We start from the raw sequence: 10,817 nt of genomic DNA, 5'->3' as shown, positions 1-10,817 counted from the left end.
GGCTATGACGTCTGCGTTCTGGCCGACACATTGGGTAGCAAGCGCGGGAAACCGTTCGCCCTGTCTGTCCGCCGAAAGATAGTCGATCGCGATGGTCTGCCCATCGACCTTTCCGAGATCGCGCAGGCCGTCAAAGAACGGATCGAACCGTGGCGACCGCGACTGCAAGGTGCCGGGANCGAATGTAAGGAAGCATAGCCGCGGAATTCTTTTGGGCTTCTGCGCGCGCGCCATAAGCGGCCACACTGCTGCCGCGCCACCCAGCACCATGATAAAGTCGCGCCGTCTCATGGGCCGCTGCCTCGCTCAGCAGTCAGCAGCTTAAGCTTCTAACAGGTGAACGACAATATCGTATCCTAATTCCATAGAGCTGCGGATGTCGCAAAAGGGTTCAAAACGCGAAGAACTCGGGGTGAGCAAATCTAGTCCGCTATGGCTCACCGACCGAACCTCAAACCGAAGAGGCCTCACTTCGCTGATGGGCAGACAACCTGACTCGTGCACCGCAGCAACAACTCCCCTAATCGATCACCTCGTCGGCGCGGGCGAGCAGCATCGGCGGGACAGTGATGCCCAGCGCCTTCGCGGCCTTGAGATTGATGACCAACTCGAATTTGGTCGGCTGCATAACCGGCAAGTCGGCGGCCTTGGCGCCCTGAAGAATTCTGCCGGTATAAAGTCCAACCTGCCGGTACGCGTCGGCCAGGCTGATCCCGTAGCTGATCAGGCCGCCGGCCACGGCAAACTCTCGGAACTCGTAGATTGCCGGAACGGCGTAGCGCGCTGCCAGTGTGACGATCTGCTGGCGGTGAGCGTTGAAGAACGGATCGGCCGCGACAAGGAGGGCGTCGGCATGGTGCTCGGCCAGGATCGCGAAGGCCCTGTCAAGTTCCGGCTCGTTGTGTGCCCTTAGAACGTGAATCTTCCGCGCGAGGGTTTGCGCAGCCGTCTTCGCTTCCGTCAACTGGCTGTCGGCGCCGGGGGTGCCCGGATTGACCAGCATGGCGATGGTCGCGGCGTTTGGCACCAGTTCGTGCAGCAGGTCCAGCCGCTTGGCTTCCAAAGAGTTGGTCATCACATGAACGCCGGTGGCGTTTCCGCCGGGTCGGTTTAGGCTGACAACGAGGCCCAGCTCGACAGGATCAGTGGCTGAGGAAAACACGATCGGAATTGTGGTGGTCGCAGCCTTTGCGGCTAGCGCCGAGGCGCCACCGCCGGTCGCAACAATCACCGCAACTTGGCGCCGGACCAGATCGGCAGCCAGCGCGGGCAAGCGATCATTGTGATTCTCGGCCCAGCGATATTCGATCACGAGGTTGTGGCCTTCGATAAAGCCGGCTTCCTTCAGGCCCTCGCGGAACGCGGCTACGGGGCGGGCGATCGCACCCGGCGACAAGTTGTTGAGGAATCCAATGACCGGTGTGGCCGGCTGCTGCGCGCGTGTCGAGAGCGGCGCGACGACGATGGCCGCTCCCATCAAACTCATAAAACACCGGCACCCGATCATGATCGCTCCGATCATGTCATTTCCGATTTCGGCAGCGCGCGACTTGCCATCATAGCGGCTGAAATGATGGTGGTGAAAGGTTGGTGATGTCTGGTCCGGGTCAAAAGCGTTGATCAAGAGCGGGTGAGCAATTTCCGGTCCACGTTCAGGAGCTGACTATCTCGCCGCTAACGTGCTGTTCGGCTAGGGCCATGGACGGAAGCTCGGCCTGATGCGCGGCGCCGAGGCTCCTTGCTCAATAGAGCACCGAGGGCAGATAAAAGCCCTTAGGCTCGTTGTAGAGGCCGGTCGTCATTAGGGTCATCTGGTGCACCAGTCGGAGGCCATTTTGCAGACACCAGCGGAATAGTTCGCTATTGCGGGTCGGCACCAAAAAGCCGCCGCCGGGAAAGCCCGGAGCAGATCCGATCAGGGCCTTCAGACCTTCGTTGCTCTCGGCGACGGCATGGGCGAAGAACCCGACATCTGTCGCGTAGGCGGTAATCTGGCCGAGATGCTCGATGACCCGCGCGGTCCCCGCTTTAATCGCGTCATCGAGTTCGCCGCCACGATCATGACCGTGAACCTGGTGGCATAATAAGTCGCAGACCGCGCGATCGGTAGCGCGGGCCGGACGCACGTCGTACCCCGGCAATCTGACGCCGAGCGGCGCCCCGTTCATTTTCGACATCGGCTCGCGTGCGTCAAAGCCGAGCTTGGCGTACAAACACAAAGAACGATTGTGAAATGCAGATTGCAGCAGCCTCACCCCGGCCGCACGCCGATCGCTCGCGCGGTCGAGCGCAGCCTGCATCAATCGCCGCCCGATCGTCGCGTTCTGTGAGGTCGGATCAACTGTGATCGGCCCGAGTCCGGCAATCGGGCCGCGTTCATCGAGAAAGTTGCTGCCGACAACCTTTCCGTCCTTTTCGGCGACAAGCGAGTAGAACCCCGGGTTGGACAGCAGCATCATCAGGACCTGCGTGGCCACCTCCACCGACGGAAAATCCCACGGGAAGTTGTGCTCGTCGTCAATTGCCCTGAACGCCTCGAAGCAGATTTTTCCGCAAACGGTGGAATCCGACGGCGCGCCGGGTCGCAGCACGATGCTCATTCGTCCCTCCCCTGCGAATTGCTCTGACGCCTTATCCGAGCCAACAGTTCCGGGGATTTCAAACTGCAGCTTATTGCTCTCAGCGCAAAATATCCAGAGCTTCGCTGCTATGCGTCTCGGTCTTCTTCAGAGTACCCAAGAAGGAGTTCCTCCGAATTGTGGTCTACTCGCCGATGTCCGGGTCGGGTCAGACTCGGAAGTCGAACGATGCAATCGCGACTTCCGCTTTTCCCACAACGGCAGACTAACGGCGCTACGAACTCCTTGATGCGCTTAGAGCCATGATCGGCCCGTCAGTGCAGCGTCGCGGACGGTCGCTCCGTCATCGCCTCGACAAATTGCCGCAAGCGATCCACAGCTTTGCTGCGCCACGCCTCCAACTCGCCGGCGTATTTCGCCAGGTCCGCACGAAACTGTTCGCCGTGAATGTCGGCACCTTGTGCAAGTAGACGGTGCGCATAGGCCGTGAGCGCAAGATCGCGATGGCGGCACAACTCAGCGTTGGCTTCATCTAAAGTCATTTCGTGCCCCGCTTCACAGCCAGTCGCCAAAAATTTCCGCCTTCACCCGGCCCGAACGCCGGTGTTTTCCGCGTCGGTATGCCAAACTGAACCCGCATGGGTGACGAAGGAACCCGGCGGATACGTCCGCGATGCATCCCAAACGCCCAGGTAACGCAGTGTCGGGCGCGACTCGAGTGCCTTGATCCGGTCTTTCAGCGGCGTGATTGCGGCCAGCACGAAATCGCCGATCACCGGTGCGAGGGATTTGACGAAGCCTTCGATCTCGGCTCGCCGCTGGGGCGACACTCTGGCTTCCACTGCGCGACGTTCTTCGGGAGTCGGACCGTTCATGGCAGGCGCCTCGTGTCCGCCGGCCGGCCATGCCGCCTTTCGTAGGCAAGCCGCAACCGCGACTGTTCTCGAACCAGTATGCGCGCAGTCAAAACGGTATCGGGCTCGTCGCGATGCCACAGCAGTTCGCGGATGCGCTTTTCCAGCCGAGCAATGGGAATCAGATCGTCGATTTCGGGCGAAAGCCGAACCACCCGGCACCCTGCCTTTATCGCGGCGATCCGCCGCCCATATTCCAAATCGCTCGCTGACAACCTGACGACCACGTGCCCCTCTACCGAGTTGAAAGTTGATCTCCTCAAAATAGCAGATCGCGATCTCAAGCTTCGTTACGCCGTAACTTACGACGCAGTTTCTGCAGCACCAGCTTCAAGGCTTGCGCGAGTACTCGTTCATCCTCCTCGTCCCACTCCCGCAGCACGCCCTGGCTGCGAAGCCAATCTTTGTCGTCCCCGTCGAGATCAAGGGCAATTCGCGTAGCGCCGATCGCCTGGCGCGCGCGGTATTCCCGCATGCGCTGGGCGGCGGTCGTCGGTGCAAGCTGCGCCTTGGCCTTCTTTTTCACGATGGACCTCCTGGGCTAAATGCCGGTCAAAATGGGGCTGGCCGCGCACGCGACTGCCGCCACCGAGACTGACCTCGACACATGTCGAAGTTGATTTTTGCTTTCAATGGGCAACCCCCTCCTAGGAAGTTGATCCCATTGCATACGGACCGGCCGGTGCGGTCCAGAACCCCCGGCGGATAGATTTCGACATGCCCCCCCGGCCCCAGGTCAGTGACCTGTGTCATGTTGCAGACTGCCTCTACGCTGATCTCGGGAAAGCCATCGCTCCAGCCTCGGCACGCAGGCTCCGTTGAATTTCGACACGACAGGCTGTCACCATTGTCCCTTGCGCGCGCGGCGCAAAGAGAGAGTGGACGAGGAGAAGAGAAGAAGGATCGAATTTGTATTTATGTCTCCCGCACGCAAGGGACATTGGCGACAACTCGACCGCCTTACGCTCAGTCGGCGTTTTCCGCCTGAACAGTTGTCGCCATTGTCCCTTGTGCGCGCGTGCGGGCGCGGCACAATACGTACACTCGATTGCCCGGCCGGGCGCGCCTCCCGTCCGCTCACGGCTCAACCACCTTGCCGACAGCTTCGGCGATGGTCTGGCGAACCTCCGCACGGCGAGCGGCTTCGGTCTTCGCCCTCTCGGCAAACTTTTCGTGCACCGCCGGATTGACGAGCCAGTGCGGGGGAGCGCCGCGCAAGCGCGAGGGGGCGCGCTCCAACCAACCAAACGCCTCCAACTGCTCGAAGACTGCAACCCCCTCCTCGGGCGTCAGCCGGCGCATGATCCGGTCGCCCCGCTTGAGGTCACGGTTGGTGATCTTCGTCAGGCTATGAGACAGGATGTAGCCCGCGACTGCCGTGACACAATCGTGGTCGTTCGAAAGCCCGAGCACTGTCGTATAGAACACCATGGCGTGCGGCAGCAGAAAACCGTGCAGGAAGGCGCCAACCTGCCGGGCCGTTTTCTCGCTGATCACGGCGGAAATGTCGCCGAAACCCTCCATATTCTCGGCGCAGTGCCAGATGACGCACAGCCGAGCAAAGATGCCGTCGTACTTGCCAATGTGCGCGCCAAGTTTGCGGTGGACGAACTCAAGAGACTGCAGCTTCAGGTGCTTGAGTTCCAGCTCCTGTCGATAAGCCTGCGCTCCGTCATCAAAGCGAAGTGTGGTCTTGCCTAGACAGTGCAGATAGCGGATCAGAGCCTCATACTCCGCCACGACCGGTGAAGCGGCTTCATCCCGGCCAGCTTTGGCGGGCGACACCATGATCGGCAACAGACGCTGCAACAATCCGTCGTCCACGGCTTCGTCTGCGATCTGCCGGATGGGCTCCGGCTGAATGCCGCCAATGAGCGAGATCGACAGGTTCTCGATGTAGACCAGGCCACGTCCAACCCGCTGCACCGAATAGGTGGTACCGTTAAACGCTTCCAGCCAGAAAGAACGATCCTTGGCCGAGCCGCGACCGGCGGAATATTTGTCCATGGAACCGAAAAAGCCAGACAACTCGTCCTGATAGCAAAGCAGGCCGTCAGGGCTGTCCTTGGCGACGTCCTGCGCAGCTTCAATCGTGGTATCTTGAAGAATGCTGCGCACTTGCTTCGGCGGATTGGCCTTGAGCTTCTCCTCCTTCGGCAGCTTGTCATAGACGGCGCGCTGATCGGCATAGTCGCGCGCCTGATCGGCGTCGATCTTGCGCAGCGGGCGGGCTGCGGCGGTCATGATCGGGCTCTTCTTCGAACTGGGTGACCCGACGAGCGCTACCCACAGCCGAGCGGATTCAAACCAGCCGATGCTGTGACGCTTGACCTGAAGGCGAACGCTGTCGGGGATGGCCCCCGCGCAGACGGCCAGCGCCGACACGGCGATGGCCGACATGTCGGCACCCATATCCATCCCCTGGTCGTGCGCAAAGCGTTCGAAGACATCCGGGAGCAACCCGCGCGGCAACGACGGCGGGTCGAACTTGCCCCAGCGATCAACGGGGTCAACGGCAACCTTCGGACCGGCACTGTCAGCGCCGTCACTCTCGGCGTTATCGGGCTGGGGCTTGCCAAACTTCTTGCGCGTATAGTCGATCAGCTCCTGAATGTCGGGATCATCGATGCCGCCGTCACTGTATTGCGCACAGGCCAACTTGATCTGGAGATCGGACCAGCCTTTGCCGACGGTGCTGCCGATGAACCGCAACATGGGCTCACGCCAGCCCTTGCCGGGCGTGGCGCGGCTCTGCTTCAGCAGCGCAAGCAACTCTTCGTCGCTTTTGCCGCGCTTGTGGCCGTAACGGTCAGAGTAATCAGCGAACGGATCACTCTCTCCGGCAGATGTCTCGTCAGCCGCCTTCGCGCCAATGATCTCGAATTGAGCAAGGTCATCGCGCAGATCAATGCAGTCGCCAGTGATCACCTCGGCACGATGGTCGAGACCCGGCTTGTTCATCACCCAGCCGTAATAATACGCTTGGCTGAGCGTGAAGCTCTCGCTGGCGGCGACCGTCTCCGCGCCGAGCTTGGCTTTCAGGAAGCCATTGAGCCGGGCCACCAGCTTGGCGTGCACCTCTGGCAACAACGGCTGCGAGGTCAAAGCCAGAATGCGCCAGCGGGGCGCCGCAGATGTATGGGAGGGGGAGGTGTAGATCAGCGCGGAGATGCCCATCTCCTCAACGACCTTGACCACCTCATCAAAGGCGATTTTCTCGCCGTCGTAATCCAGCTCGATGCCGGTGATGTGCAGCACGTTGCTATCATGGCGCAGGCTGTTCGCGTCCGAGCGCTTGTTGCCGAAGATCGCCAGCTTCAGCCAGGGCAGCTTGCCTTTCTCGCGGTTCGAGGCGTTGAGCACACGCTCACGCAATTCCATCAAGGTCAGATTGTCGGTGGTTAAGGTCGAGGCTGCGTGGTTCTTGAAGAAGGTGACGTGGACCTTGACCTCGGCGCGGTCCGCACCTTCGGCATGGCTGGTCATGCGCGCGCCCCCGCAGCGAAAGCGAGATCGGCAACGGCGCGCGCAAGTTCGGGCGCGAGCGAGAAGCGCTGCACCAATTTGCGTGCACGCAGTTCGTCGAGGGTGGGCTGTTGAAGGTCAGCGACAATTTGCGCAGGGTCCTGTTGCGGACACGCCAGCGCGCGTGTATTGCTACGGCTCATTCGAAGTTCCTTGAATGCTTGGGTAATGAGAAGGCGGCTGGCGGGCCGCCTTTTTTGCTCCTAGGCGACGCACTCGGCCATGGCCGCGTTCGCTTGCGAGCGGCGTGCAATGGCCGCATCGACCCAATCTTCAACTTCACTGGCAACCCAACCCACGCGGTTGGCGCCGATCGGAACGCGCTTCGGGAATTTGCCGTCGGCTTCGAGACGGTCGATCTGCCGGCGACCAAACAGAACACCGTGGTCGCGGAGATCAGAGAAGGGCAACAGTTTCGGATTGCGCATGTCAGCTCCTGTTCTGGTCAAGGCGCGCCTGCAATGGACCGCGCGCTTGAAGGAGCTAACTAAATACACCTGCTTTGCCCTCTGTGAACAAGACGGCCGCACGCGAGTGTTAATAACCCAGATCGTGAGTGTTAATAACTCAACCCAGTCTTGCGACATCGATGCGTCACTAAACGTCCTTGCAGGACGTGGCACGACTTCACCGGACATTTGCGTGGTCTTGTGCGGACCGGAAGTCCGCGCCTAAGGAGTGTGGGCATCGCCGCGTGCTGCGTCGCTCTCACGGCCAACGCGCAAAGTGTGTTGGCTTGGGACTTCCGAGTGAAGCACAAACACCGTCACCACGATCCGTTGACGCTGGAGCGCCTGTTGCCGGCGCCGGCCGCGGTTGCGCCTGACGAGGCCAAGAATCCTATAATACCATCGGGTCAGCCCGACGACGCCGTCATTCGGTATGTGCGGGAGCTTGCCAAACGACACGCGCGCGAGGATCATGAGGACGAGATCGCGGCCCGCCAAGCATCCCAACCTGCGACGAGCGAAAAACCATGATCCGCGCTGTCATCTACGCCCGATATTCTTCTGACCGCCAGAAGGATCGCTCCATCGACGATCAGATCGCCCTCTGCCGCGACCTGTGCACGCGCGAGGGCATGGCGGTGATCTCGACGTTCGAGGATCGAGCGATCTCCGGCGCCGGCGCGATCAATCGCCCTGGCTTTCAGGCGTTGATGCGCGCCGCCGAGGCTCATCTGTTCGATGTGATCGTCGCCGAAGATGTGGATCGTCTGTTCCGCGACCAAGCCGACTACCACACCACCCGCAAACACCTCGATCATCTCGGCGTCGCGATCCACACTGCAACCGGCAAACTCGGCAAGCTCGACGGCGCGTTGCGTGCGCTCATGAGCGAGATGTACATCGAGAACCTTGTGCTGCATACGAGACGCGGCCTTGAAGGCGTCATCCGCGATGGGCGACACCCCGGCGGGCGCGCGTTCGGTTACCGCGCTTTGCCCGGCAAGCCCGGCGAGTTAGAGATCGTCGAGAGCGAGGCCGAGATCGTGCGTGAGATTTTCGGCCGCTATGTGCAAGGCGAGACGCCGCGCGCGATCGCGCACGACCTCAACAGGCGTAGGGTTCGCGCACCGCTCGGTAAGCTCTGGAACGCCTCGACGATCAATGGCAACGCCTCGCGCCGCGGCGGCATGCTACTGAACGATCTCTACACAGGGCGCATCGTCTGGAACCGGGTGCGCATGATCAAAGACCCAGTGACGCGCAAGCGGCTGTCGCGTCCCAATCCGAAAGAGCAATACAAGATCGTCGAGGCGCCGCACTTGCGCATTGTCGACGAGGCAACGTTTAGGGCAGCCCAGGCCATCAAGATCGAACGCCGCCGCGATGCTACGCCGGCATCGGCGCAAAAGGCGCGCGCCCCGAAACGAGTGTTCTCCGGATTGATCCGCTGGGATCGTGCGGCGGCGGCATGTCTTCGATCGGCAGTGACCGCAAAGGTTTGCGGTTGCAATGTTCAGCGTATCGGGAAAGCGGCTCCTGTGACAACGGCCGACGCATCTACCTCGATGACATCGAAAGCTTGGCCATCAAAGGTTTGCGCCAACATCTCGCGCATCCGGAGATGATTGCCGAATATGTCGATGCCTACAACACCGAGCGCAAACGGCTAAAGAAGGAAGCGAACGCCGAGCGTGCCCGGATAGAACGGCGGCTCGGGGAGATCGAGCGCGAGATCAGGCGCGCCGTCGATGCGATCACGAAGGAAGGGGTGCCACCGGGGCCATTAGCTCCTCGGATGCGCGAGTTGGAAGCTGAGCGCACAATCCTTGCTGGCCGACTTCAGGCGGCCAAGGAAGTCGATGACGTGATCGCCCTGCACCCGAAGGCGCTCGATCGCTACAAGCGTGCCGTCCTGGAGTTGGCTGACCAATTCAAGCACGGCACCGACCGAGTTTGCGACCATCCGCGAGTTAGTCACGGCGATCATCGTGCATGCCTGCCCTAGCCGACCGGGCGGCATAGGAACTAAAGCCGATGCCGAAGATGACCGGAGTGTGCGGATCGACATCAGAGGGCGCCTCGCCGCGCTCTGCGGCAATCCCGCCCTGTTTCCGAACATGGCTATGTCGGGGGTGAGCGGCCCGAGACATAGGTGACAGAACGTACCGGACACATGGGTTACACTTTCCGCTTTTGTTCTGCGGGAGGTGTGGATGCCGTGGAAAGTGAGTTCGGTAATGGAAGAGCGCCTGCGCTTTGTCGCCCGGCTTCTGGATGGGGAAGCCATGACCGAGGTCTGCCGCGAGTTCGGCATCTCCCGCAAGACCGGCTATAAGATTTTCGACCGCTACAAGGAGCAAGGGCTTGGGGCGTTGAGCGACCGCTCCAGGCGGCCCATACGCTATGCCAATCAGCTCCCGCAACAGGTCGAGACCCTGATTGTCCAGCTCAAGGCCGAGAAGCCGCACTGGGGCGCCCGCAAGATCCGCGAACTGCTGGTACGCCGGCTCGATGGCGACATCAGGGTTCCCGCCAAAAGCACCATTCATGCGGTGCTCGACCGCCACGGTCTGGTCAAGCGCAGCGGCGGGCCGCGCCACCATGCGCAGGGCACGCCGCTGTCGCAGGGCACGCTCCCCAATGATCTGTGGTGCGCCGACTTCAAGGGCGAGTTCAAGCTCGGCAATGGCCGATACTGCTATCCACTGACCGTTACCGACCATGCCTCGCGCTTTCTGCTGCTCTGCGAAGCGCTGGACTCAACGCGCGAAGACGCTGCCCTCACAGCCTTTGAGCAGCTGTTCCGCGAGCGCGGCCTGCCGTTTGCCATCCGCTCCGACAATGGCGTCCCCTTTGCCAGTCCCAATGCTTTGTTCAATCTCTCGAAGCTGTCAGTGTGGTGGCTCCGGCTCGGCATTGCGATCGAGCGCATTAAGCCAGGCCATCCGCAGCAGAACGGCCGTCATGAGCGCATGCATCTCACGCTCAAAAGGGAAGCCACCAGACCGCCGGGGTTCAACAGCCTCCAGCAGCAGGATCGCTTTGATAGCTTCCGGCACGAGTTCAATGAGGAACGCCCTCACGAAGCTCTCGATATGAAGCGTCCCGCAGACCTCTACACAGCTTCAGCACGCCGCTACGATGGCCTGCCCGAACTGACCTATCCCTTCCACGATCGAGACGTCGTCATCACATCCTGTGGGCGCCTTTGCCTGCACCGCAAGAAAATCAATATCTCCGTCGTGCTGGCCGGCCAAAAGCTCGGCATCAAGGAGGTCGACGACGGCATTTGGCTCGTCAGCTTCATGCACTACGATCTGGGCTACTTCGACCTGGAGCAAAAGACCTTG

10 protein-coding genes and 2 pseudogenes are annotated in these 10,817 nt (G+C 61.1%); 4 read left to right on the top strand and 8 right to left on the bottom strand.

Annotated features, from left to right (window positions below; all coding sequences use genetic code 11):
• Positions 1-520: 520 nt before the first annotated feature.
• From YU9_RS0137345 to YU9_RS0137305, 8 genes are all read right to left on the bottom strand, one after another.
• Positions 521-1,624 carry an ABC transporter substrate-binding protein gene (locus tag YU9_RS0137345; protein ID WP_051380660.1) on the bottom strand — a complete coding sequence of 368 codons (1,104 nt, stop codon included), beginning with the start codon at positions 1,622-1,624 and terminating at the stop codon, positions 521-523.
• A gap of 118 nt (positions 1,625-1,742) precedes the next feature.
• The gene (locus YU9_RS0137340; RefSeq protein ID WP_027577279.1) at positions 1,743-2,600 is read right to left on the bottom strand and encodes a GNAT family N-acetyltransferase; all 858 of its coding nucleotides are present in this window, start codon (positions 2,598-2,600) and stop codon (positions 1,743-1,745) included.
• A 293-nt stretch (positions 2,601-2,893) separates the two neighbouring features.
• A complete protein-coding gene (locus YU9_RS0137335) occupies positions 2,894-3,121 on the bottom strand; it encodes a hypothetical protein (protein WP_027577278.1) in 228 nt (75 codons plus the stop codon).
• Positions 3,122-3,163: 42 nt separating this feature from the next.
• Entirely contained in the window at positions 3,164-3,454 is a 291-nt protein-coding gene (locus tag YU9_RS43840) for a hypothetical protein (protein ID WP_245266706.1), read from the bottom strand.
• Positions 3,451-3,720, bottom strand: coding sequence for a hypothetical protein (locus YU9_RS46905; protein WP_084299209.1), 270 nt, complete (start codon positions 3,718-3,720; stop codon positions 3,451-3,453). The genes YU9_RS43840 and YU9_RS46905 overlap by 4 nt, the downstream gene beginning before the upstream one ends.
• 53 nt (positions 3,721-3,773) lie before the next feature.
• A complete protein-coding gene (locus YU9_RS0137320; protein ID WP_027577276.1) occupies positions 3,774-4,019 on the bottom strand; it encodes a hypothetical protein in 246 nt (81 codons plus the stop codon).
• Between the two features lie 551 nt (positions 4,020-4,570).
• On the bottom strand, positions 4,571-6,979 hold the full coding sequence (locus YU9_RS0137315) for a DUF3987 domain-containing protein (protein ID WP_027577275.1): 2,409 nt from the start codon (positions 6,977-6,979) through the stop codon (positions 4,571-4,573).
• 242 nt (positions 6,980-7,221) lie between these two features.
• Complete coding sequence (locus tag YU9_RS0137305; RefSeq protein ID WP_027577273.1) at positions 7,222-7,446, bottom strand: AlpA family transcriptional regulator; 225 nt, start codon at positions 7,444-7,446, stop codon at positions 7,222-7,224.
• A 548-nt stretch (positions 7,447-7,994) separates the two neighbouring features.
• Here YU9_RS0137305 and YU9_RS43830 point away from each other — a divergent pair.
• From YU9_RS43830 to YU9_RS0137290, 4 genes and pseudogenes are all read left to right on the top strand, one after another.
• Positions 7,995-8,822: pseudogene (locus YU9_RS43830) on the top strand (recombinase family protein); the annotation flags it as partial.
• Positions 8,823-8,935: 113 nt separating this feature from the next.
• Positions 8,936-9,004: pseudogene (locus YU9_RS51320) on the top strand (hypothetical protein); the annotation flags it as partial.
• Positions 9,005-9,046: 42 nt separating this feature from the next.
• A complete protein-coding gene (locus YU9_RS44940) occupies positions 9,047-9,472 on the top strand; it encodes a hypothetical protein (protein ID WP_156952353.1) in 426 nt (141 codons plus the stop codon).
• A 208-nt stretch (positions 9,473-9,680) separates the two neighbouring features.
• Positions 9,681-10,817: integrase core domain-containing protein (locus YU9_RS0137290; RefSeq protein WP_036017248.1), on the top strand; the 1,137-nt coding region annotated here is incomplete at its 3' end.

The organism is Bradyrhizobium sp. WSM1743, from assembly GCF_000473065.1.
GTDB lineage: Bacteria > Pseudomonadota > Alphaproteobacteria > Rhizobiales > Xanthobacteraceae > Bradyrhizobium.
Note: the sequence above shows the minus strand (reverse complement) of the source record. Positions and strands in the feature narration are given on the sequence as shown.

Bases quoted from the DNA above. Each gene is read 5' to 3' on its own strand.
- YU9_RS0137305 (WP_027577273.1), bottom strand. From the start codon at position 7,446: ATGCGCAATCCGAAACTGTTGCCCTTCTCTGATCTCCGCGACCACGGT.
- YU9_RS43840 (WP_245266706.1), bottom strand. From the start codon at position 3,454: ATGAACGGTCCGACTCCCGAAGAACGTCGCGCAGTGGAAGCCAGAGTG.
- YU9_RS0137315 (WP_027577275.1), bottom strand. From the start codon at position 6,979: ATGACCAGCCATGCCGAAGGTGCGGACCGCGCCGAGGTCAAGGTCCAC.
- YU9_RS0137335 (WP_027577278.1), bottom strand. From the start codon at position 3,121: ATGACTTTAGATGAAGCCAACGCTGAGTTGTGCCGCCATCGCGATCTT.
- YU9_RS0137340 (WP_027577279.1), bottom strand. From the start codon at position 2,600: ATGAGCATCGTGCTGCGACCCGGCGCGCCGTCGGATTCCACCGTTTGC.